At 64.8% G+C, this 21,884-nt stretch carries 22 protein-coding genes; 15 read left to right on the forward strand and 7 right to left on the reverse strand.

What is annotated here, in order from left to right; translation table 11 throughout:
* The coding region (locus tag CH256_RS19760) for an ArgP/LysG family DNA-binding transcriptional regulator (RefSeq protein ID WP_094670398.1) at positions 1–716 on the forward strand (716 nt) is incomplete at its 5' end.
* Between the two features lies 1 nt (position 717).
* Here the strand turns inward: CH256_RS19760 and CH256_RS19765 are convergent.
* Entirely contained in the window at positions 718–1,122 is a 405-nt protein-coding gene (locus tag CH256_RS19765) for a hypothetical protein (RefSeq protein ID WP_094638457.1), read from the reverse strand.
* 131 nt (positions 1,123–1,253) lie between these two features.
* On the opposite strand from CH256_RS19765, the gene CH256_RS19770 reads away from it, so the two are divergent.
* On the forward strand, positions 1,254–1,580 hold the full coding sequence (locus CH256_RS19770) for a hypothetical protein (RefSeq protein ID WP_094638458.1): 327 nt from the start codon (positions 1,254–1,256) through the stop codon (positions 1,578–1,580).
* On the opposite strand, the gene lat is transcribed toward CH256_RS19770, so the two are convergent.
* Positions 1,577–2,905: an L-lysine 6-transaminase gene (gene lat, locus CH256_RS19775; RefSeq protein ID WP_094638459.1), complete on the reverse strand. Its 1,329-nt coding sequence runs from the start codon at positions 2,903–2,905 to the stop codon at positions 1,577–1,579. The two genes, CH256_RS19770 and lat, sit on opposite strands and share 4 nt — an antisense overlap.
* 124 nt (positions 2,906–3,029) lie before the next feature.
* Here lat and amaB point away from each other — a divergent pair, with 124 nt between their 5' ends.
* The 3 genes from amaB to CH256_RS19790 all read left to right on the forward strand — a co-directional run bounded on the left by amaB (position 3,030) and on the right by CH256_RS19790 (position 6,309).
* Positions 3,030–4,565: an L-piperidine-6-carboxylate dehydrogenase gene (amaB, locus tag CH256_RS19780; protein ID WP_094638460.1), complete on the forward strand. Its 1,536-nt coding sequence runs from the start codon at positions 3,030–3,032 to the stop codon at positions 4,563–4,565.
* 16 nt (positions 4,566–4,581) lie between these two features.
* A complete protein-coding gene (locus CH256_RS19785; RefSeq protein ID WP_141215233.1) occupies positions 4,582–5,796 on the forward strand; it encodes a hypothetical protein in 1,215 nt (404 codons plus the stop codon).
* A gap of 81 nt (positions 5,797–5,877) precedes the next feature.
* Positions 5,878–6,309, forward strand: a complete 432-nt coding sequence (locus CH256_RS19790; protein ID WP_094638462.1) for a hypothetical protein — start codon at positions 5,878–5,880, stop codon at positions 6,307–6,309.
* A gap of 87 nt (positions 6,310–6,396) precedes the next feature.
* On the opposite strand, the gene CH256_RS19795 is transcribed toward CH256_RS19790, so the two are convergent.
* Positions 6,397–8,103, reverse strand: a complete 1,707-nt coding sequence (locus CH256_RS19795) for a cutinase family protein (protein WP_176460256.1) — start codon at positions 8,101–8,103, stop codon at positions 6,397–6,399.
* Between the two features lie 104 nt (positions 8,104–8,207).
* Here CH256_RS19795 and CH256_RS19800 point away from each other — a divergent pair, with 104 nt between their 5' ends.
* From CH256_RS19800 to CH256_RS19830, 7 genes are read left to right on the forward strand one after another with little or no spacing between them, the layout of a single operon-like run.
* A complete protein-coding gene (locus CH256_RS19800) occupies positions 8,208–8,720 on the forward strand; it encodes a GNAT family N-acetyltransferase (RefSeq protein ID WP_256989490.1) in 513 nt (170 codons plus the stop codon).
* A gap of 26 nt (positions 8,721–8,746) precedes the next feature.
* Complete coding sequence (locus tag CH256_RS19805) at positions 8,747–9,664, forward strand: hypothetical protein (RefSeq protein WP_094670400.1); 918 nt, start codon at positions 8,747–8,749, stop codon at positions 9,662–9,664.
* Complete coding sequence (locus CH256_RS19810) at positions 9,661–11,847, forward strand: heavy metal translocating P-type ATPase (protein ID WP_094670401.1); 2,187 nt, start codon at positions 9,661–9,663, stop codon at positions 11,845–11,847. The genes CH256_RS19805 and CH256_RS19810 overlap by 4 nt, the downstream gene beginning before the upstream one ends.
* A gap of 43 nt (positions 11,848–11,890) precedes the next feature.
* On the forward strand, positions 11,891–12,124 hold the full coding sequence (locus tag CH256_RS19815) for an RNA-binding S4 domain-containing protein (RefSeq protein WP_068045369.1): 234 nt from the start codon (positions 11,891–11,893) through the stop codon (positions 12,122–12,124).
* Positions 12,121–12,858: a class I SAM-dependent methyltransferase gene (locus tag CH256_RS19820; RefSeq protein ID WP_094638467.1), complete on the forward strand. Its 738-nt coding sequence runs from the start codon at positions 12,121–12,123 to the stop codon at positions 12,856–12,858. Before CH256_RS19815 ends, CH256_RS19820 begins: the two co-directional genes overlap by 4 nt.
* Positions 12,855–14,372 (forward strand): NAD(P)/FAD-dependent oxidoreductase, encoded by a 1,518-nt coding sequence (locus tag CH256_RS19825; RefSeq protein ID WP_094670402.1) that lies wholly within the window; start codon positions 12,855–12,857, stop codon positions 14,370–14,372. The genes CH256_RS19820 and CH256_RS19825 overlap by 4 nt, the downstream gene beginning before the upstream one ends.
* An 8-nt stretch (positions 14,373–14,380) precedes the next feature.
* Positions 14,381–14,836, forward strand: a complete 456-nt coding sequence (locus CH256_RS19830; protein ID WP_068045351.1) for a GNAT family N-acetyltransferase — start codon at positions 14,381–14,383, stop codon at positions 14,834–14,836.
* A gap of 293 nt (positions 14,837–15,129) precedes the next feature.
* Here the strand turns inward: CH256_RS19830 and CH256_RS19835 are convergent, their stop codons facing one another.
* Positions 15,130–15,579 (reverse strand): Hsp20/alpha crystallin family protein, encoded by a 450-nt coding sequence (locus CH256_RS19835; protein ID WP_179272157.1) that lies wholly within the window; start codon positions 15,577–15,579, stop codon positions 15,130–15,132.
* Between the two features lie 229 nt (positions 15,580–15,808).
* Here CH256_RS19835 and CH256_RS19840 point away from each other — a divergent pair, with 229 nt between their 5' ends.
* Complete coding sequence (locus tag CH256_RS19840) at positions 15,809–16,153, forward strand: ArsR/SmtB family transcription factor (RefSeq protein WP_094670403.1); 345 nt, start codon at positions 15,809–15,811, stop codon at positions 16,151–16,153.
* Positions 16,150–16,644 carry an SRPBCC family protein gene (locus CH256_RS19845; RefSeq protein WP_068045342.1) on the forward strand — a complete coding sequence of 165 codons (495 nt, stop codon included), beginning with the start codon at positions 16,150–16,152 and terminating at the stop codon, positions 16,642–16,644. The genes CH256_RS19840 and CH256_RS19845 overlap by 4 nt, the downstream gene beginning before the upstream one ends.
* Here the strand turns inward: CH256_RS19845 and CH256_RS19850 are convergent.
* The 3 genes from CH256_RS19850 to CH256_RS19860 all read right to left on the reverse strand — a co-directional run bounded on the left by CH256_RS19850 (position 16,614) and on the right by CH256_RS19860 (position 19,274).
* On the reverse strand, positions 16,614–17,633 hold the full coding sequence (locus CH256_RS19850; protein ID WP_176460232.1) for a DUF5914 domain-containing protein: 1,020 nt from the start codon (positions 17,631–17,633) through the stop codon (positions 16,614–16,616). The two genes, CH256_RS19845 and CH256_RS19850, sit on opposite strands and share 31 nt — an antisense overlap.
* 163 nt (positions 17,634–17,796) lie before the next feature.
* Complete coding sequence (locus CH256_RS19855; protein ID WP_179272158.1) at positions 17,797–18,942, reverse strand: NAD(P)/FAD-dependent oxidoreductase; 1,146 nt, start codon at positions 18,940–18,942, stop codon at positions 17,797–17,799.
* A complete protein-coding gene (locus tag CH256_RS19860; protein ID WP_197477884.1) occupies positions 18,939–19,274 on the reverse strand; it encodes a bifunctional 3-phenylpropionate/cinnamic acid dioxygenase ferredoxin subunit in 336 nt (111 codons plus the stop codon). Before CH256_RS19860 ends, CH256_RS19855 begins: the two co-directional genes overlap by 4 nt.
* Before the next feature lie 177 nt (positions 19,275–19,451).
* Here CH256_RS19860 and CH256_RS19865 point away from each other — a divergent pair, with 177 nt between their 5' ends.
* A complete protein-coding gene (locus CH256_RS19865; protein ID WP_094670404.1) occupies positions 19,452–21,884 on the forward strand; it encodes a GcvT family protein in 2,433 nt (810 codons plus the stop codon).

Here is a 21,884-nt window from a genome sequence, read left to right on the forward strand (position 1 = left end):
TGGTTCAACGCAGCAAGCCGGTGGTGGCAACCCAGTCGGGCGTAGCAGTGCTCCGTTTGGCGCGCCAGATCGACACTCTCACCGAGCAGACGCGGGCAGAACTGAGTGACGACGGCGTCGCTGCGCCCATTTCGCTTGCCGTCAATGCGGATTCGTTGGCAACCTGGGTGCTGCCCGCGCTCGCGCCACTGGCGCGCAACACCACCTTCGATCTGCATCGACAGGACCAGGACCGGACCGCGCAGTTGCTGCACGACGGGATCGTCTCCGCTGCAATAACCTCCGTGGCCGATCCGGTTCGTGGCTGCACCGTTCGACGCCTCGGTGCGATGCGCTACCGGCCGTCGGCAACGCCGGAGTTCATCGATCGGTGGTTCGCTGCGGGAGTGACGGCACAAGCTTTGCGCTGTGCTCCGGTGGTCGTCTTCGATGCAGACGACCGATTGCAGGACAACTACTTACAGCGCTTCGGTGTCGACCCACACGAGCCGCCGCGTCACCTGGTGCCTGCTTCTTCCGACTTCGCGCGTGCTGTCGACCTCGGCTTCGGCTGGGGCATGATCCCCGATCTGCAGGCTCGTGACTCGCTGAAGTGCTTCGACGACAACGGGATCGACGACGTGCTGCTGTACTGGCAGCAGTGGTCGCTGTCGTCTGTCGCACTTCAGCGAGCGGCGGACGCCGTGGCAGCGGGTGCAGAACGAATGCTGCTGTAATTCAGGCCGGACTGTCGTTCGGGACGACCTTGGGCAGTCCGTCGCCGACGGGATCGAGAATCGCAGCTGATCGGGCACCCCACCGCTCGTGAGCCGACTGCCGCGACATTCCGACGGCCGTTCCGATCGTCGCCCACGTTGTGCCCTGAACCCGAAGCACCACAATGGTTTCGATGCCATCGAGGCCGGCTGCGAGTTGCACACGCAGGCTCAACAGATGCCACGCGACGCTTCGCCGTGCGGGCAGGTCGGTCGATTGCTCGGCCTCCCAGTCCGGTGTGCCCGGCAGGGGCCCTGTGCCGATGATCTCGTCGGCGATGCGACCGGCCTCGGTGGCTGCTGCCGTCACGACGGCCCGCGCGCCGGCAGTGATATCTGCCTCGGTTGCGAGGGTGATGGGATCCATGACCGACCTCCTGTGTCAGGAAAAGCCTGACAGCAGGAGGTCAGATTGTCAAGAATTACCTGACACGGGGAACGAAAAGGGTGAGCCGAAAATCGCTGTACCCGACAAGTTGCCGTTGCTACTTTCGGCGGATGACCATTCGCTATCACGTGACCTCGGTACTCAACCGTGAGTCGATTCGGCGGCACGGACTCGACTGGCGTCGTATGGGTGCCGCTCGCGGTATTGCCGGTAGCAACCAACCAGAGCAGGCGGGTTGTTTTCTGGCAGCCGGTGCGTGGGAACGTGATTGGTTCGTGGGCATGAACAACACCGGTGGACCGGTCGATGTCTGGGAAGTCAGTGGAGTCGAAGACGATGATCTCGTGCAGTCGCCGGAGAACTTCTACTTTCGTCCCGGTGTCATTCCGACGTCACAGATTCGGTTGGTGCAGAGAGACATCCCTCCCGAGCGCTAGAGCATGCTCAGCACCCGGTCGATGGACTCGACTGCCTGTGTCAGTTCGGCTTCGGTGATGGTCAGTGCGGGACGGAATCGCACTGCAGCGTCACCGCAGCCGAGCGCCAGTACATGTTCCTCGGTACGCAACAGCTCGATCACTCGGTCGCGGGTGGAAGCGTCGGGCAGGGAGAAGGCGCACATCAGACCTCGTCCACGTACTTCGGATACCACTGTGTGTCGAGTTGCCAAGTCCTGCAACATTGTCAGCAATACGGCTCCGAGTTCACCGGCACGAGGAATGAGCTTCTCGGATTCGACCACTTCCAGGATTCGACGCGACCGCACCATGTCGGTCAGGTTGCCACCCCACGTCGAGTTGATGCGGGAGCTGACAGCGAAGACGTTGTCGTCGATGTCGTCGACGCGACCGCCGGCCATGACGCCGCAGACCTGAACCTTCTTGCCGAAGGCGACGACATCCGGGACGACGTCGAGCTGCTGGAATGCCCATGCGGTACCGGTCATTCCGGCTCCGGTCTGTACTTCGTCCATGACGAGCAAGGCGTCGAACTCGTGGCAGAGCTCGCGCAGCTTCTGCAGGAAGCGCGGCCGGAAGTGGTGATCTCCACCTTCGCCCTGGATGGGTTCGATGATGGCGCAGGCGATGTCGTGCGGGTTGGCCTCGAAGGCCAACCGAGCCGCCGCCAACGATGCGTCCTCGAGTTCGTCCATGTTCGCGTCGGATCGGATGAACGGGGACGGGATTCGCGGCCAGTCGAACTTCGGGAAGCGCGCGACCTTGTTGGGGTCGGTGTTGGTCAGCGACATCGTGTAGCCCGAGCGTCCGTGGAACGCATGCTCGAAGTGCATCACCTGAGAGCCCAAGGACGCGTCCAGACCATGACTTTCGTTCCATCGCGATTTCCAGTCGAATGCGACCTTCAACGCGTTCTCCACGGCCAGGGCGCCGCCCTCGACGAAGAACAGGTGCGGCAGTCGATCGTCACCCAGGACGCGAGCGAACGTGTCGACGAATCGAGCCATGGGGACGGTGTAGATGTCGGAGTTGCTGGGCTTGTTCATCGCCGCCTGCATCAGAGCGGCCCGGAAGTCCGGGTCGTCGATCAACGCCGGATGGTTCATGCCCAGCGCGTTGGACGCGAAGAACGTGAACAGGTCCAGGTAGCGGGTGCCGTCTCTGGCGTCGACCAGCGTGGATCCGGTCGATGCATCGAGGTCGAGCACCAACTCGAAACCGTCGGCCAGCAGGTGTTCACCGATCACGTCACGGACGTTGGCGGCATCGATGGTCACTCCGGTGCGCTGTAATACTTGCGTCATAAGGACGAAGATACGCGTTAATATTCCGTAAGCAAGTCCGTAAGACAGGAAAATATACGGTTCGAGCCTCGATCGGTAGGCTCATCTCCGACGGTTCGGTTCTCTCCACGGAAGGTGTACGCGCATGTCTGCATCCATCACCCACGACGAGTTGAGTGTGCGCACTCGCGCGATCCTCGACCGGCTGGGTGCCACGATCGCGCTCGACGCCCCCGCGGGACCGGACTCGATCATCGCGCGCTCGCCCATCACCGGCGGAAACCTGGCGTCGCTGGCATGTGCTTCGGCGGCCGATGTCGAGACCGTCGTCGCCGATGCGCGCACCGCCTTCGTGTCGTGGTCGCAGGTGCCTGCCCCCGTGCGTGGTCAGGTGATCCGGGAACTGGGCGAACTGCTGCGCGTTCACAAGGAGGATCTGGGCGCGCTGGTGTCCATCGAGGCCGGGAAGATCGTCTCGGAGGGGCTCGGTGAGGTGCAGGAGATGATCGACATCTGCGACTTCGCCGTCGGACTCTCCCGTCAGCTGTACGGCAACACGATCGCCACCGAGCGGCCCGGGCATCGCATGATGGAGCAGTGGCATCCGCTCGGTGTCGTCGGCGTCATCACCGCGTTCAATTTCCCTGTGGCGGTATGGAGTTGGAATACCGCTCTCGCTCTCGTCGCGGGAGACACGGTGATTTGGAAGCCCTCGGAGAAGACTCCGCTGACGGCCGTCGGTGTGCAGGCGCTGTTCGAGCGTGCCGCCGCCGCAGCCGGAGTGGACCCCAAGATCGCGCAACTGCTGATCGGTGACCGCGCGTCCGGCGAAGCGCTGGTGGATGATTCGCGTGTTGCGTTGGTCTCGGCAACCGGTTCGACGCGGATGGGCCGTGCTGTCGCGCCCCGTGTCGCCGAGCGATTCGGCCGGGTGTTGCTCGAGCTCGGCGGAAACAATGCAGCGATCGTGACGCCGTCGGCCGATCTCGATCTTACGACGCGTGGGCTGGTGTTCTCGGCCGCCGGGACAGCAGGTCAGCGATGCACCTCGCTCCGACGCGTCATCGTGCATTCCTCGGTCGAGGACGAGTTGGTCCGCAAGTTGGTAGCGGCATACGAGACGCTGTCGATCGGATCTCCCTTGGCCACAGACACTCTGGTGGGTCCACTGATCGATGCCACCGCATTCGCCGGTTATCAGAAGGCTCTCGAGGCGGCGGTGTCCGACGGCGGAACGGTCGTGGTCGGCGGCGAGCGAGTGAACGTGGTCGACGAGTACTCGTTCTATGTTCAGCCCGCGATCGTGACGATGCCCGCACAGACCGACATCGTCAAGCACGAGACGTTCGCGCCCATCATGTACGTGCTGACGTACGACACCCTCGACGAGGCCATCGCATTGCACAACGATGTGCCGCAGGGCCTTTCGTCGTCGATCTTCACCACCGATCTGCGCGAGGCGGAGCGCTTCCTGTCCGCCGCCGGCTCGGACTGCGGCATCGCCAACGTCAACATCGGACCCTCCGGCGCGGAGATCGGCGGCGCCTTCGGCGGTGAGAAGGAAACCGGTGGCGGCCGCGAATCCGGTTCGGATGCATGGAAGGCCTACATGCGGCGAGCGACGAACACGGTCAACTACTCCAACGAACTGCCCCTGGCGCAGGGAGTGAAGTTCGGCTGACGGCATGATCGGCAGTATGAAAGTACTGTCGATGCTCCTGGCCGGTCTTTCCGTTGGCTATTCGATCAGTGTGATGGCACTCCGAGAGCCGCTTCTGTACAACGATTTCGGCATCGGTGCGTCGGCAATTGTCGACGGTGTGGTCGTGCTCGCCATCGCAGCAGCAGCTACCGCAGTGGTGTTGGCACGCTCGGGCGGACGAGCCGCGCCCTGGATCGCGGTTGCCGCACTGCTGGTGATCGTCTTCGAATCTCTCGGCATGGCTCCGGGTTTGCTGGGCGATTGGGCGGCGGCGCTCAGCGCTGGTGTGCTGCTCGGTACGTCGGCGATCCTGGCCGCATCTCATCGGGGTGCACAGGCCGCTCTCGCGGTCGGACTCCTCGCCGCCGCGCGGGTGGGTGCCGAGCTCGGAACGCTCCTGACCAGCTCGTCCGGCCGTCAGTTCGCCTGGGAGGTCGCCGGCCCCGAGGACGCGGTGGTGCCCCAGAGGGCAGCCATCGCGGTGGTATTGGCTGTGCTCGCCGCGGTATTTCTCGTGGCCGGATATCGAACCTCGTCGGTTGCAACGTCGCAGGCGAGCACTCGAACGCTCGCGGTCGGTATCGCATTGCCTCTGGTGGCGGGCGGGTTCGGTTGGTGGGCCACCGAATACCGCGACAGCACCCTCGTGTGGTTTCTCGCGCTCGCCGGGCTGACCGTAGCGGCGCTCGTTGCTGCTTGGCTCTTACCGAAGCGCGACGGCTCGCTGATCCTCGTGTTGTTCGCCTCGTGGGCGGCCGGAGTCTCGTCATTCGATTTTGCCGACAGGTCCTACGCCTCGGTCGGTCTGACGGTGTTTCTGCTGGCCGTAGGCGGACTGATTGCCTGCCGCTTCCCGCAGATCTACCTCGGGCTTTTCGCGTTGCTGATGGTCGCGGCCGTGGATTTCGCGCAGAACATGGGCGTCGGTCTTCCCTTGTCCATCCAGCAGTGGGTGGTGCCCTTCATCGCGGCCTATGTGCTGGTGTCTGCATTGCCGACGGCACCGACCTCGTTGGCGGTCGGTATGACCGTTCCCTTCACTATGGCGTTGACAGTCACGATCTACGGGGGTAGTTACGGCCCGCTGGATTCGGCAGACGACTTCGAGTTCTTCGGTTCGTCGCAGCCGTCCGCAACCGCACTGTCGATCGGCGGCCTCGTCGTGCTCTCGGTCTGCGCGGCTGGGGTGTGGCTGCTGCGTCGCAGATAGCGGCACGCCCGAAACGCCCAACAGTCGCCGGTCTGCTCATCGGCTTGACAGGTCTGAGGACCTCGGCCGATCGTGCATCTCATGTCCGATCACAGCCGGAACACAGATCTGCCCGACGACGTCTCCGACGTGACTTTGGGTTTCTGCGTCGCCGTCGCGATGTTTCTGCCGTCGTATTTCGGCGCGACGCTCATCACCGACGCGTTGCTGGGCCGGGCAGGTCTGCCGCTGTCCCCGCTCCTGTGGCTGGTCGTAGCGGTACCTCTGGCGATTGCCATGGTGCATGTGGAAGACCGGGTCCAGAGTCGTTCTGACTGGAACCGAATCGAGTGGTTCTGGTACACCGGCGGCGTCGGTGCACTGACTCTGCCGCCGCTGGGGCTGGCGCTGCTCGCACCGCTTCCGACGTTGACCGGTCTCGACCGGGGCGGTCCGTCGATGGTGGTGTTCGTAGCAGTGGCGCTTCTGATCGTGGGCATCGTGGTCCGGGGGAAGCTGCGCGGCACGGCCTGAGTCACGGCCACTTCATGTGACAACACACGAGCCCGCCCACCGAATGAAACAGGTGGACGGGCTCGTGAGCGTTCTGCACGCACTGGACTACGGCGCAGGTACAGCCTCGGTGGTCGTGGGAACCACGGTCTCGGGTGCTGTCTCGACAGCGGTTTCGGTCGCGGTGACGCAGACCGGCGGTGCGCCCTCGGCGGGTGTCTCGCCCTCGACTGCGACCGTGCACTCGGGGGTCGTTGCCGTCTCGGTGGCGGGGGCCGGAGCCGGTGCCGGACTTTCAGCGGCCGGTGCCGGCGCAGCCGGAGCTGCCGGGGTCACGACCGGGCTGGTGGTGACAGGTGCGGTAGTCGTGGCCTTGGGGGTGGCCGTTGCCGAGGTGGTCACCGGTGCCACGATGGTTTCCACCGCTGCTCGTCCCGCCTTCTCCTGCACCTCTTTGGTCTTCACCGGCTCGCCGCGGTTGGCTTCCTCGGCGAGTTCGGTCAGCCATGCCGCGGCGTACTGCACCGAGGTCAGCGGCTTGCCGTTGGCGGCATCGGCGTCGCGCCAGTAATCGAAGTGGTGTCCCGTGCCGGGTCCCAAGGTCAGGCCGTACGGATCGTTCATGATGACCGGAACGGTGTTCTGATTGGACGAGATGAATCCGGTGATCTCGCGGAAGATCTTCTGCGGCAGGTACACGAGGTCGATCATCTGACCGGTTTCGATCGGTTCCTGCTCGCCGTCGACCTTGGCCGAGACGGGAGTCGTGACCGTGCCGGGCTTGTAGCCGGGCTCGGACACCTTGATCAGCACGTCGAGGAATGTCTCGTCGCTCTGCATCCAGTTGGGCTGCGAGGCGATGTCGTTGAAGGCGTTGACTGCGATACGTCCCAGGGCCAGTGCGAGATCTGCTCCGGTGGCGGGGGTGAGCTGCTCGTTCTGCAGTGCGTCGGCATTGACCTGACGACCGACGTTGGCGGCCAGATGAATCAGTGACGTGTTCTCCGGCAGTGCGCAGGTGAGGTCGCCGTCGGAGCAGAAGGACGCCACTCGGCCGTCGAGCGCTCCGAATCCGCCGGACGTGCCGGGCAGTGCGCCCTGTCCGGGAACTGCGGTGTTGCCGTTCTGGTACTTGGTGTCGAAGCCGTCCGGGTTGCCGAACGGGTTCTCGGCACCGGGGAACGGTCCGTCTCCCGACACGCGGCCGGCGTCGGCGAAGATGACGACCCCGACGACCTGGTTGGGATCGACGATTCCGTACGTGCCGTCGGCCGAAACGACCTGATTGCCGACCTCCATCGCGGTGCGGCGGGCAACGTCTGCGCCCTCGCTGTAGCCGACGATGGCGAATCGGGTGTCGGGGCAGGACGCCGAGATCGTCCGCATGATGGTCTGTGAGTTGGTGACGCCGGTCTGCACGGCGTTCTCGTAGCTCGCCAGGTCTGCCGGGTACTCGACGTACACCGCGGCGTAGGAGTCGGGAACCACGTTGCCGTTGTTGGGGGCTCGCACGGCCTGGTCGATCCAGTCGCTGGAGTAGTCGCCGGACATCGCTGCGGGGAGCCGCTCGCCCTCGGGGGTGGTGAGCCACTTGACGCCCTCGCGCGGGGTGTCACCGCGACCGCCGATCGCGATACTCACCATGTCGTAGCACGTGGCCGTCGACACCAGTTCGATGGATGCTTCGGTGGTCGTGGAGGGAGTCGACCACGGTGCGGCCACAACTACTCCGGCACCGAGGGCTCCGATCGCGAACGCGCTCAACGCAACGCGCGCACGCTTCGACTTGCCAACATTCATGTTTTCGATCCCCATCATGTCCGCCCGAACTGATCCCGACTGCAGTTGCCAGTGGGTTACCCGGCATTTCGTCCTCGGGATGGTTCGCGTTACAAAGTGGATGATTTACCGTCGTGCGCATGACAATTCACCCTCGAATTACATCGATGGAATTCGACCTGCCCGACGGGTCGACGTGCGTTGTGCGTGAAGCGGTGGCGTCGGACCTGGAATCGATCGTGGCATTGCTGGTCGACGATCCGCTGGGTGTCACGCGGGAGTCCGCAGACGAGATGTATCGATATCGCGCAGCGTTCGAGGACATCTCCTCGGACCCGCGAAACCTGCAGGTCGTCGTGGTGCACGGTGACGCGGTGGTGGCAACGCTGCAACTGACCTTCATTCCCGGGCTCGCGCGCGGAGGCGCACTGCGGGCACAGATCGAAGCAGTTCGGGTAGGCGCGCAGTGGCGCAGCCGGGGGCTCGGCGGTGCGCTGATCAGGTGGGCGATCGACGAGGCGGAGCGCTGGGGATGCGCTCTGGTGCAGCTGACCTCCGACGCCAGTCGAACGGACGCTCATCGCTTCTACACCCGACTCGGCTTCGTCGACTCCCACGTCGGTTACAAGATGGCCCTCGGAACTACCGCCTAGATACCCTGGGGGGGTAGGGTAGTGCTGTGAACTCAGCACGGCAGGAACTCGACGCACCCACCAAGCTCGTCGGCTTTGTCGTCGGGATCGCTTTCCTGTTCCTGGCGGCGCTGTTCGTCGGGGACAAGATCGGACCCGACGCCCAGGCGACCGCAGCCGCGTCACACACCGGTCACGACGCGCACGACGCGCACGACGAGCCGGCCGCAGTGCCTGCCGGGCTCCAGGCCACCCAGGACGGCTACACCCTCGAGCTCGATCGATCCGTCGTCGAGTCCGGACCGGAGGTACCGGTCACCTTCACGATCAGCGAACCGGATGGGTCTGCGCTGACCGACTACGACGTCATGCACACCGAGGAACTGCACCTCATCGTCGTTCGACGCGATCTGACGGATTTTCAACACGTACATCCGACGCGTGACGCGTCGGGAAGATGGTCGACGGCTCTCGATCTCATCCGGCCCGGGCCCTACCGTCTGTTCGCCGACTTCACCCCGACCGGCGGCGAGAACATCACCTTGGGAGCGGAGCTGACCGTTCCCGGCGACTATCGACCGCAGCCCCTGAGTGCGCAGCCCCTGAGTACGCAGCCCCCGAGTACACCGAATGTGACATCGAGGGTCGACGGTTACACCGTGATGCTCGCCGGTGCAGTGACTGCGGGCGAGAACTCGACCGTCTCTCTGACTATCGATCAGAACGGACGCGAGGTCACCGATCTGGAGCCGTACCTCGGTGCCTACGGACATCTGGTCGCCCTCCGCGCCGATGACCTCGCCTACCTGCACGTCCACCCCGAGGACGGGCCTCCGGGGCCGACGGTCGACTTCACCGTCGACGCGCCGACCGCGGGAACATATGCGCTCTATCTGGACTTCCAGCACCAGGGCGTCGTCCACACAGCCGAATTCACCATCGAGGCACAGGAGGGTGGGGCATGAGCCAGGAAACGGAACTTCTCCTCGGCGGTATGACGTGCGCGTCGTGCGCCAACCGCATCGAACGCAAGCTCAACAAGCTCGACGGGGTGTCGGCGACGGTCAACTACGCCACCGAGAAGGCCCGCGTCACCAGTGACGGCGTGGCCACCGAGGACCTGATCGCAGCCGTCGAAGCCGCCGGCTACACCGCATCCTTGCCGGCTGCCGAACCGGCGGACGAACCCCCGACCGATCCGCTGAAGCAGCGATTGATCCTCTCGGCAGTGCTCAGCCTGCCGGTGATCGCAATGGCGATGGTCCCGGCGTTGCAGTTCACCAACTGGCAGTGGCTCTCGCTCACGCTGGCCGCTCCCGTCGTCGTATGGGGAGCCTGGCCCTTCCACCGCGCTGCCTGGACCAATCTGCGGCACGGCACCTCGACCATGGACACCCTCGTCAGCATGGGAACCCTTGCGGCCCTGGGGTGGTCGCTGTACGCGCTGTTCTTCGGCACCGCAGGAACGCCCGGCATGACGCATCCGTTCGAGTTCACGATCGCGCGAACGGACGGGGCGAGCAACATCTACCTCGAGGCCGCGGCAGGCGTGACCACCTTCATCCTGGCCGGACGATGGTTCGAGAGCCGATCCAAGCGTCAGGCCGGGGCGGCGTTGCGCGCCCTGATGGACCTCGGTGCCAAGACCGTTGCTGTACTGAAAGACGGCAAGGAACAGCAGATTCCGATCGAGCAGTTGGCCGTCGGCGATCTGTTCGTCGTTCGCCCGGGTGAGAAGATCGCCACCGACGGAACCGTCGACAACGGTTCCTCGGCCGTCGATCGGTCGATGCTGACCGGTGAATCCGTGCCGGAGGAAGTCGGCGTCGGCGATGCGGTGGTCGGTGCAACGGTGAACGTCGGCGGCCGAATCACGGTGCGAGCGAGCAGAGTCGGTGCCGATACTCAGTTGGCACAGATGGCGAAAGCAGTCGAGGACGCGCAGACCGGCAAGGCGCAGGCGCAGCGTTTGGCCGATCGTATCTCCGGCATATTCGTGCCGATCGTCATTGCGATCTCGGTCGCGACACTCGGATTCTGGCTCGGTGCAGGCAATTCCGCGGCAGGCGCGTTCACCGCTGCAGTCGCGGTGCTCATCATCGCGTGCCCGTGCGCGCTCGGCCTGGCCACACCCACCGCGCTGATGGTCGGCACCGGACGGGCCGCGCAACTCGGCATCCTGATCAAGGGGCCCGAGATCCTCGAATCCACCCGTCGCGTCGACACCGTCGTCCTGGACAAGACCGGCACCGTCACCACCGGTGAGATGACTCTGCAGTCGGTGCACGTGGCATACGGCGAGGACGAGGACGTGGTCCGCGCCGTGGCGGCGGCGTTGGAAGCGGGTTCGGAGCACCCCATCGCCCGAGCCATCGCGAGTGCGACCCCATCGATGACCGTCGAGGAATTCACGAGCCTCGAGGGCCTCGGGCTGCAGGGTGTCGTGGACGGCCGTGCCGCAGTGATCGGCCGTCGCTCGCTGCTGGCCGACTGGTCGATGCCACTGCCGGCGGAACTGGCCGACGCCTTCGAGACCGCCGAGAATCAGGGACGCACCGCCGTCGCGCTCGGCTGGGACGGCAGGGCTCGCGGAGTGCTTGTGATCTCCGACTCGGTCAAGCCGACCTCGAAGCAGGCCGTCGCGGAACTGCGCGCACTCGGCCTGACTCCGGTCATGCTGACCGGCGACAACGAGGCCGCCGCCCGCACGATCGCCGCCGAGGTGGGAATCGATCAGGTCATCGCCGGCGTCCTGCCGTCGGGCAAGGTCGATGCCGTCCGAGAACTGCAGGCGTCGGGCAAGGTCGTGGCGATGGTCGGCGACGGTATCAACGACGCGGCCGCGTTGGCCACGGCCGATCTGGGACTTGCGATGGGTACCGGCACCGACGTGGCGATCGAGGCCAGCGACCTGACGCTCGTGCGCGGTGACCTGCGGGCCGTCGGTGATGCCATTCGGCTCTCCCGACGCACGCTGAGAACCATCAAGGGCAACCTGTTCTGGGCGTTCGCCTACAACGTCGCTGCAATTCCGCTGGCCGCTGCGGGCCTGCTCAACCCCATGCTCGCCGGTGCCGCGATGGCGTTGTCCTCGGTGTTCGTGGTGAGCAACAGTCTCCGATTGCGCAGGTTCCGCTCCGCGATGTGACTCGTTGGTAGCAGCGAACGGCGCGCTAGTACAGGATGGAGACATGTCCGACGCACACGATGTCCCCATTCGCGACGAATCGATCAGGCTGGGTCAGTTCCTCAAGCTCGCCAACCTCATCGAATCCGGTGCCGAGGCCAAGGGCGTCATCTCCGACGGTTTGGTGAGCGTCAACGGGGACGTGGATGTGCGGCGCGGACGGCAGTTGCAGCACGGTGATGTCGTATCGGTCCAGGGTGGGCCCTCGGCCCGCGTGAGCAAGGAAGAGGCACTGTGAAGGTCGGAAAGAGCGGACTGCCGCGAAACGAAGTTCCCGGGGCATTCGACGTCGGCGCGAAGGCGTACGACCGACTTGTCGGAGCGAACCCCGGTTACCACGAGCACCTGCTCAAGTCGGCCAAGCGGCTGCGGATCCCCGATCTCGGTGCCGGCCTGCGCTTGCTCGACATCGGTTGCGGTACCGGTGCATCCACTGCCGCGTTGCTCGAAGCCGCCCCGCACGCAGAGATCGTCGCCGCCGACGCATCCGCCGAAATGCTCGAGGTCGCTCGGAGCAAGGACTGGCCTTCGAACGTGACGTTCGTGCACTCACGCGTCGAGGATCTGGCCGTGAACGGGGTCGACGGTCCGTTCGACGCGATCCTGGCTGCATACCTCATCCGGAATGTCGACGAACCCGACACCGAGCTGAAATCGCTTCTGGCGCTGCTGCGTCCGGGCTCGACCATCGCGTTCCACGAGTACTCGGTACACGATTCGCTCCGCGCCAGGATCTCCTGGAACGTGGTGAGCTGGGGCATCATCATTCCGCTCGGCTGGCTCGCGACACGTGACGCCACCCTGTACCGACACCTGTGGCGCAGCGTCGTGACCTTCGACGGCGCGTCGGCATTCATGCGGCGGATGCAGCGTGCGGGCTACACCGGCGTCGCGAGAGAAACGATGACCGGGTGGCAGAACGGTGTGGTGCACACGTTCCTCGGCTCTCGTCCCAGGGAGGAAGAGCGTTGACCGACTCCAAGAAGGTCACCCATGCTGCCGCGCAGGGATATTCGGATGCCGGTCAGCTGGCTGACGTCCCGCACGTGGTGGTGGTCGGCGGCGGTATCGCAGGCCTGAGCGCCGCGACAGCGCTGGCCGAGCGTGGTGTGAAGGTGCACCTGGTCGAGCGCGAGAGCTACCTCGGCGGCCGCGTCGGCGGCTGGGACACGACGCTGGAGGACGGCTCGCCCGCGACCATGAGCCGCGGCTTCCATGCGTTCTTCCGGCAGTACTACAACCTGCGAAACCTGTTGCGCCGCACAGATCCAGGATTGTCTCGGTTGCGTCCGGTCGACGACTATCCGCTGATCGACGGCGACGGCCGGATCGACGGCTTCAAAGGGTTGCCCGACACTCCGCCGCTCAACGCGTTCGCGTTCGTCAAGCGCAGTCCGACGTTCCGGTGGAAGGATCTCACCGACCTCAACGGCATCGCCGCCCTGCCGCTGATGACGGTGAGTGTGCCGAAGACCTTCGACGAGCTGGACACCACTCCGGCCGCAGAGTTTCTGCGCAACATCAACTTTCCCGAGGCCGCGCGGCACCTGGCCTTCGGTGTGTTCTCCCGCAGCTTCTTCGCCGATCCCGAGAAGATGTCTGCTGCCGAGCTGGCGATGATGTTCCACATCTACTTCCTCGGCTCGTCCGAGGGCCTGATCTTCGACGTTCCCCGTGACCCGTATCCACAGGCGCTGTGGGACCCGCTGGGGGAGTACCTCACCGGACTCGGAGTCGACATCAGAACCTCCACGCCGTGCGGTGAGATCACCCGCGGCGGCCTGCGAAAGTTCCGCGTCGACGCGGGCGGCATCATCGACGCCGACGCGGTGGTTCTCGCCACCGACATCGCCGGATTGCAGCGTGTGCTCGAGCAGTCATCCGAGCTCGGTACGCCCGATTGGCGCAAACAGGTTGCAGCGCTGCAGAACACACCGCCGTTCCTGGTGCACCGCGTGTGGTTGAGCAAGGCCGTCAACGCCGACCGTCCCGCCTTCATCGGCACCGGAGGCATGCCCCCGATCGACAACATCAGTGTCCTCGAACGCTTCGAGGACGAAGCGGCGCAGTGGGCTGCCCGCACCGGCGGCTCCGTCGTCGAACTGCACGCGTATGCCGCCGAGGAATCCGAGGAGGTCACGCGGGCGCAGCTGATGGATCGGATGCATCAGATCTATCCGGAAACCGCTGATGCAGAGGTGATCGCCGAGCGATCCGAGTGGCGCGACGATTGCCCCATGTTCGGCCTCGGCGCGTTTGCCGAGCGGCCGACCGTCCGCACTCCGGAACCTGCTCTGGTACTTGCGGGTGACGGCATTCGTATCGATCTGCCGGTGGCGCTGATGGAACGTGCGGCCACCACAGGGCTGCAGGCCGCGAACACACTGTTGGCGAGCTGGGGTATCACCGGACACGACATCGAAACAGTGCCGACCAGTGGACGATTCAAGATGTTCGACGCCATCGAGAGACTCATGAACAGGTGACTTCGGGCATGCGGATCGAGGTCGACGATCTGTCGCGTCCGGAGGTGCACGCGCTACTCACCGAGCATCTCGAGGACATGCACGCCACCTCGCCTGCCGAGAGTGTGCACGCCCTCGATCTGTCGGGTCTGCGTGGGCCTGGCGTTACCGTCTGGACCGCCTGGGAGGCAGATGCACTGCTGGGAATTGTTGCTTTGAAGAAGCTTTCACCCGATCATGGTGAGCTGAAGTCTATGCGCACCTCGGCGGTAGCGCGGGGACAGGGTGTGGCATCGCGGCTGCTCGGCTTCGTATTGGACCAGGCTCGGGAGCGGGGCTACGTCAGGGTGAGCCTGGAGACGGGAACTCAGGACTACTTCGCCGCCGCCCGCAGATTGTATGTGCGACACGGATTCGTCGAATGTCCACCGTTCGCGGACTACGTGGTGGATCCATCGAGTGCGTTCTTCTCGTTGTCCCTGTGAACGTTCCGATGAGAAGGGCCGGCACCGAACACTCGGTGCCGGCCCTTCTCGTCAGGCTGCGTGCTGTGTGTGCGGGTAGAGATCGTCGTCGAGAGGTACGGCTCGACACTGATCGAGCGCATCCCCCGTCGAGCATTCCCTCATGCTCGTCTCCACGCCCACAACCGTGCGCCACCAGCGCTCACGGTCGGTCGATTCCGTCCACACCACCGCCTCGGACTGCATAATGCATCACCCCAATGGTTTTCGTGATCTGTTCGCCGGAGTGTTTGGGATGCCCGTGTGTTCTCGGATCAGGTCGACTCGTGTGCGATGGACTTCTGTTCGGCTGCAATGTCGCCGTGTGCGATGTCGACCTTGCGCGGCTTCGCGCGTTCTGCGAGGGGAATCGTGATCGACAGAACGCCGTTGTCGTACGACGCGGAGATGCGCTCGGTGTCGACGCCGTCGCCCAGCGATACTTGGCGACGGAACGTGCCGGCGAATCGCTCCGAGGTGATCCACTGCACGCCAGTGCTTTCCGGAGCGGATCGGTGAGCGGTGAGCGTCAACGTACCGCGATCGACGTCGACATCGATCGATCCGGGGTCGATGCCGGGCAGATCGGCACTGAGCACGTAGTGGTCGTCGACTTTGTAGAGGTCCATCGGCATGAATCGCGGGGCGCGGTCCGAACCGGAAGAGGCACCCAGCATGGCCGAGGTGAGGGAATCGACATCACGGAACGGATCGAAACGAAGCACAGCAACCACCTCCTGTACCCAGATGCACTCACCCCTGTGGTGAGTCGCTCCTCAACTGTGCAGAACAGAAATTAGCACTCTCACCCCTGGAGTGCCAAGAGGGATTTCGAAGGTTCTCAGAAATTTTTCAGATCCAATAGTGCTGTGTCGCAGTGGGCGTCGCGATCGCACGAGCTCGTTCAAACACTTAGCCCTTGCGCTAAGTATTGCGGGAGCGATAGTGTGCCTTATGGCTCAGTATTCGACCGTTCTCGACGATGTATTTCAGGCACTGGCCGACCCGACCCGGCGGGCAGTGTTGAGCAGGTTGGGATCCGGACCGGCCACGGTGGGCGAGCTCGCCGAACCGTTCGACATGACTCTCCCGTCGTTCATGAAACACATTCACCTGCTCGAGCGCAGTGGCTGGATTCGCACGCGCAAGGTGGGCCGCGTACGTGCATGCACGATCGAGCGAACCAATCTGGATGCGGCCGGTCACTGGCTGCAGGAACAACGCGCCGTCTGGGAATCCCGGACGGATCGCCTCGAAGACTTCGTCACCCGGACCTCGAATGAAAGTGAACCGCAATGACATCGATCGATCCTGCTACGGACTTGACCATTTCCCGCGTCATCAGGGCTCCACGGGCAGCAGTGTGGAGTGCGTGGACGGACCCGTCGAAGTTCGAGAAATGGTGGATTCCCGCACCGGCACTGTGTCGCGTGGATGCCTGGGATCCGAAGCCCGGAGGAGCATTCCGCACACTGATCAGTGAATCAGGCGGTGCCTACGAGCCACACATGGACGGCTGCTTTCTCGCCGTCGACGACGGTGAGCGCATCGTATTCACCAACTCGCTCGTCGAGGGTTGGCGGCCGGCACCGCAGTTGTTCATGACCGCGGTGATCACCCTCTCCGACCACCCCGATGGAACCGAGTACCACGCCCACGTGATGCACCGCAACGAAGAAGATCGAAAGATGCACGAGGAGTACGGCTTCCACGACGGCTGGGGCACCGTCATCGCACAACTCGCCGAGTTCGTCGAGGGTCAGGCGCGGCCCTGCGACCGCAACTCGTAACGTCGCTCGGCGTAGTCGAGGTCGTCCTTCCACAGCCGTGCAGCAGTGAAGTTCATCGCCGGCCGCAACAGACCGGATGCCTTGCGTGCCATCTGGAATCCCGGACGATCCGAGCTGGCGATCGTGGCCTCGATGACGGCGGTGCGCGGTGTGCCGTCGGCTGCGGGAGCGAGCGGCGTCGCATGCGTTTCGACGACGCTGCCCGCTCCTTCACCGTCGAGAATGCGCATGACGATGGTGCGGGGACCGGGACAGACGAACTCGGCCCGCACCGGAACTCCGACGCCCCGGCTGACACGGAAGGTCACGTCGACGAGGAAGCGGTCGTCCTCGTCGGGCACATCGATGTCGGTGGGCGCGCTGACGACCTTCAGTCTCGCGAACGAGTACGGGTGGAACCACGCTCCGTGCCAGGGGTCGAGTCGATTGGCGATGATGTCGTCGGGCTCGCACTTGCCGACGAGGGTGACCACTCCGGCGATGGCAGTCGAGGCCGGCGGGCGGATCGGGACCACGGGGACAGGCGTCGGCTCCTCACCGCCGAGCTCGTCGAGACGAACCCACACCAGAACCCCGTCGTCGAATGCGGGAACCGGACGCCAACCGGGCTTGCCCTTCGGCCCGAGTGCAAGACCGTGCCAGCGGCAGACCAACGTGTCGCATTCGATCTTCGCGGTGTCCAACGCGGCACCGAGATGCGGACATGCGCCCGGCCCGATGTGCACCTTGCCTGCCGAGTCACGCCAGGCGACCAGTTCGGTGGTGCCCACGTAGCGGCCGAACGGCTTGTCGGCCTTGACGTCGCGACTGGCAGCGAACACGAACCAATTGCCCGAGGTCCGCGTCTTCGCCCGCTTCAAAGCAGACTCGATGACCTGCGGATTCGCACCCTTCCAGGTGGGCTCCTGCTTGGCCCACGACTCCGACGGCAGCGGCTGCAACGGCATCGTCTTCGGCCAACGTCGTCGTACTGCATCCAGCGCGGTCATTGTTGCTCCCAAAGTCGACAATCGATTCCCGTGTTCTTTCACCATTGTTCCCGTTCGTGGGTACTCAATGTGACATCTGGTGGCCTTTTCGGGGGTCAATGTCACATCGAGTGGACTCGGGGAGCGGTTGTGGGAGGTTGTCGGCGGAGGGAAGTGTGGATGTTCAGGTCACCAGGTTCGCGGTATCGACCACTTGGCGACGCCATTTGCCGAATGATCGGGGCGAGGACACTGCGAGTACGGCGACCGGGTGATTGTCTTGTCGGTAGAGAGCGACGAAGGGTCCGGTGGCGGGGTCGCCCTCGACGATTTCGGCGACGCAGTGGGGTTCGTGGTGTCCGGCGAATTGGATTCGTGCGGCGTATTGGTCCGACCACACGTACGGCAGTCCGGTGAATCTCTTGGACCCACCGGTGAGGAGCGCTTCGACGGCGACGGCCGGTCGGGTGGCGGCGGAGGTCCAGTGTTCGTCGCGTCGAATCACCCCCGCGGCATCTCGCACCGCAGCGCAGTCGCCGACGGCAAGCACAGCCGGGTTCGAGGTGATGCCGCGCTGATCGGTCACCACCCCGCCGCAGATCTCCAGTTCGGACCCATCGAGCCAGCCGACGTTGGGCACTGAGCCCACTCCGAGCACGACCACGTCGGACTCTATCGTCGTGCCGTCCGCCAATTCCACCGCACGCACCCGGCCCGCCTCGACGACGAATCCGGCCACCGATACTCCGGTCAGTAGTGCCGCACCGGCGTTTCGATGCCACCCGGCGATCAGTGAGCCCAGCTCACTACCGAACACGCGGGCAAGCGGAGCCTTCGAGGCCTCGACGACTGTCACCGACGCACCCAGTCCCACTGCAGTGGAGGCTACTTCGCTGCCGATGAACCCGGCTCCGACCACCGTGACCCGAACTCCGGGCACCAACGAACTCCGCAGAGCCAGCGCATCGTCCAAGCTGCGGAGCACGTGAATCCCGTCGACGCCGATGGTTCCCGGCAGGCGGATGGCGGATGCACCCGTCGCGATCACCACGGCATCCGACGTCACATCGCCGGAGACGGTGGAGACCGTCGTTCCCGATAGGCCCGTCGCCGCACATCCGAGTTGCCAGTGGACATCGAGATCGTCGACGTCCAGCGGTACGGCAGATTCGTCGCCGAGCAGAAAAGCCTTGGACAACGGGGGACGGTCGTACGGCCGGTGCACCTCGTCGCCGATCATCGTGATGCGGCCGTCGAAACCCTGATCACGCAGGGCCCGCGCCGCGGCCACTCCCGCGAGCGAGGCCCCGACCACCGTCACCGATTTCACGGGGTGACCGCGATGCGGATGACCCCGTCCTCGACGTGTACGGCGTGCGTTCGCACGGGAACCTTGGCGGGCGCGCCGAGTGCCGCACCGGTGCGGAGATCGAAACATGCTGTGTGCAAGGGGCATTCGACGGCGCAGCCTTCCACCCAGCCCTCGGACAAAGAGGCGTCCTGGTGGGTGCAGGTGTCGTCGATGGCGAAGAACTCACCCTCGACGTTGAAGATCGCGATCGGCGGTGCCCCGGCCGGTGTGACGCGCAGGGCCTCCCCGTCGGGGAGATCCTCGGCGCGACCGACGTCGAGCAGGACGCGGGTGGAGAACGTTGCGGTCATGGTCGGGCCTCCGGGGACCTGAGGGTGTGCAGTGCTCGTGTTGTACCCAGCGTGAGATCGCCCCGTTGCGGCGATGGAACGCTCGAGTTTCGATCGTGTGAATCTGTTGCGCTATACGAAGTGCAGTTCGTATTGTGCAACTAAATCAACTCGACGTACACCCCCTAGGAGCGTGTCATGTCCTCGAGCATCCCGAGGGTTGTGATCGTCGGTGCCGGAATCGTCGGCTGCAGCCTCGCCGACGAACTCACCGCGCGCGGCTGGACCGACGTGACAGTCCTGGACAAGGGCCCGCTCCCGTTCACCGGCGGTTCCACCTCGCATGCGCCGGGCCTGGTGTTCGCCACCAACTCCTCCCGATCGATGTCGCGATTCGCGGCCTACACGGCGTCGAAGTTCAAGGAGCTCGGCTGCTTCCTCGACGTCGGCGGACTGGAAGTGGCCACGACGCCGGAGCGCGTCGACGAGCTGCATCGACGCCACGGCTTCGCGTCGTCCTGGGGACTGACGTCGGAAGTGGTGGACGCCGAGCGATGCCTCGAGCTCTACCCCCTGCTCGATCGCAGCCGCATACTCGCCGGCCTGCACACCCCCGACGACGGGCTGGCCAAGGCCGTGAAGGCCAGCGCGACGCAGGCCGAGCGAGCCACCGCCCTCGGCGCGCGCTTGATCGGCGGCATGGAGGTCACGTCGATAGACCAGAGCAACGGCCGAGTCACGGCCGTGCGTGCGGGCGAGCACACGTTCGAGGCCGACATCGTGGTCTGCTGTGCCGGGTTCTGGGGGCCGGAGCTCGGTGACCTCCTCGGCATGCAGGTACCCCTGCAGCCGCTGGCGCATCAGTACGCACACACCACGGCACTGGACCTGCCCTCGCGTCGAGCCGGAACCGAGGCCACGCTGCCCATCCTCCGGCATCAGGACGAGCGGTTGTACTACCGCGAGCACGGCGACCATCTCGGCATCGGCTCGTACCACCATCGGCCGATGCCCGTCGATTCGCGCGACCTCGGATCGAGCGAGAACGTGACCGCCGAGAACATGCCGTCGTCGATGCCCTTCACCGAGGCCGATTTCGCCGACGCCTGGCAGCGCAGTACCGAGCTGATTCCCACGCTCGGAGGAGCGAAGGTAGAACACGCGTTCAACGGCATCTTCTCCTTCACCCCGGATGGAGCGCCGATCGTCGGCGAATCTCGAGATGTCCAGGGACTGTGGGTATCCGAGGCGATCTGGGTGACGCATTCTGCCGGCGTGGCGAAATCGCTTGCCGAGCAGATGATCACCGGCCATAGCGAGATCGACATGCACGAGTGCGATCTGTACCGATTCGAGAAGACCGACCTGGTGCCGTCCAACGTCGCGCGGACGAGCGCGCAGAACTTCGTCGAGGTCTACGACATCATTCACCCGCTTCAGCCGAAGGTGGAACCACGACCACTGCGAGTGAGTCCGTTCTACGGCCGCCAGCAGGAACTCGGCGCGATGTTTCTCGACGGTGCCGGCTGGGAGCGGCCGCACTGGTACGAATCGAACAGTGTTCTGCTCGAACAACTTCCGGAGCAGTGGCAGGCACCCAAGCGCGAGCCGTGGTCGGCGCAGTTCTGGTCGCCGGTCAGCGCTGTCGAGGCCTGGCGCACTCGTGAAGCCGTCGCGATGTACGACATGACGCCGCTACGACGCCTCGAGGTCGGCGGACCCGGTGCACTCGCGCTGCTGCAGAAGTTGACGACCAACCAGCTGGACAAGAAGGTCGGCAGCGTCACCTATGCCCTGATGCTCGACGCGACCGGCGGAATCCGGAGCGACGTGACGGTGGCGCGGGTGGCCGTGGATCGTTTCCAGGTGGGAGTGAACGGCCCGCTCGACGAGGACTGGATGCTCCGCCATGCCGGGAGCGATGCCTACGTTCGCGATATCACCGGTGCGACAGCCTGTATCGGACTGTGGGGGCCGCTGGCCCGAGAGGTGCTGGCACCCCTCACCTCGGCCGACATCTCGCATTCGGGTCTGAAGTATTTCAACGGCAGAGCGATCGCTGTGGGCGGAGTCGACGTCCTGGCGCTGCGACTGTCCTATGTGGGCGAGCTCGGCTGGGAGCTCTACACCGACGCCGATACCGCACTGCGCCTGTGGGACACGCTGTGGGAGGCCGGGCAGGCGCACGGCGTCGTGGCCGCGGGACGGAGTGCGTTCAACAGCCTCCGGCTCGAGAAGGGCTACCGGTCGTGGGGTACCGACATGACGACCGAACACGATCCGTATCAGGCGGGGCTCGGGTTTGCGGTGCGAAAAGCAAAGGGCGACTTCATCGGAGCCTCGGCACTGCAGGAAGAACGCGGCGGTCCGGTGTTGACCTGCCTGACGTTGGACGACCCGTCGCACGTGGTGATGGGCAAGGAACCGGTCTTGATCGACGGTACCGTGGCTGGCTACGTCACCAGTGCCGCCTACGGCTACACGATCGGCAAGACGGTGGCCTACGCCTGGCTACCGGCAGGGCTGCAACCCGGCGATCACGTTGCAGTGCAGTACTTCCGTGACCTACTACCCGCGACGGTCATGGCCGAACCGCTGGTGGATCCCGATATGAACAAGATCAGGTGTTGA

It is taken from the genome of Rhodococcus sp. 05-2254-6 (genome assembly GCF_002258565.1).
GTDB lineage: Bacteria > Actinomycetota > Actinomycetes > Mycobacteriales > Mycobacteriaceae > Rhodococcoides.

Coding starts and splice junctions, on each gene's coding strand:
- CH256_RS19815 (WP_068045369.1), top strand. CDS start 11,891: ATGTCCGACGCACACGATGTCCCCATTCGCGACGAATCGATCAGGCTG.
- amaB (WP_094638460.1), top strand. CDS start 3,030: ATGTCTGCATCCATCACCCACGACGAGTTGAGTGTGCGCACTCGCGCG.
- CH256_RS19800 (WP_256989490.1), top strand. CDS start 8,208: ATGACAATTCACCCTCGAATTACATCGATGGAATTCGACCTGCCCGAC.
- CH256_RS19765 (WP_094638457.1), bottom strand. CDS start 1,122: ATGGATCCCATCACCCTCGCAACCGAGGCAGATATCACTGCCGGCGCG.
- lat (WP_094638459.1), bottom strand. CDS start 2,905: ATGACGCAAGTATTACAGCGCACCGGAGTGACCATCGATGCCGCCAAC.
- CH256_RS19795 (WP_176460256.1), bottom strand. CDS start 8,103: ATGGGGATCGAAAACATGAATGTTGGCAAGTCGAAGCGTGCGCGCGTT.
- CH256_RS19830 (WP_068045351.1), top strand. CDS start 14,381: ATGCGGATCGAGGTCGACGATCTGTCGCGTCCGGAGGTGCACGCGCTA.
- CH256_RS19865 (WP_094670404.1), top strand. CDS start 19,452: ATGTCCTCGAGCATCCCGAGGGTTGTGATCGTCGGTGCCGGAATCGTC.
- CH256_RS19790 (WP_094638462.1), top strand. CDS start 5,878: ATGTCCGATCACAGCCGGAACACAGATCTGCCCGACGACGTCTCCGAC.
- CH256_RS19810 (WP_094670401.1), top strand. CDS start 9,661: ATGAGCCAGGAAACGGAACTTCTCCTCGGCGGTATGACGTGCGCGTCG.
- CH256_RS19850 (WP_176460232.1), bottom strand. CDS start 17,633: ATGACCGCGCTGGATGCAGTACGACGACGTTGGCCGAAGACGATGCCG.
- CH256_RS19845 (WP_068045342.1), top strand. CDS start 16,150: ATGACATCGATCGATCCTGCTACGGACTTGACCATTTCCCGCGTCATC.
- CH256_RS19860 (WP_197477884.1), bottom strand. CDS start 19,274: ATGACCGCAACGTTCTCCACCCGCGTCCTGCTCGACGTCGGTCGCGCC.
- CH256_RS19770 (WP_094638458.1), top strand. CDS start 1,254: ATGACCATTCGCTATCACGTGACCTCGGTACTCAACCGTGAGTCGATT.
- CH256_RS19785 (WP_141215233.1), top strand. CDS start 4,582: ATGAAAGTACTGTCGATGCTCCTGGCCGGTCTTTCCGTTGGCTATTCG.
- CH256_RS19840 (WP_094670403.1), top strand. CDS start 15,809: ATGGCTCAGTATTCGACCGTTCTCGACGATGTATTTCAGGCACTGGCC.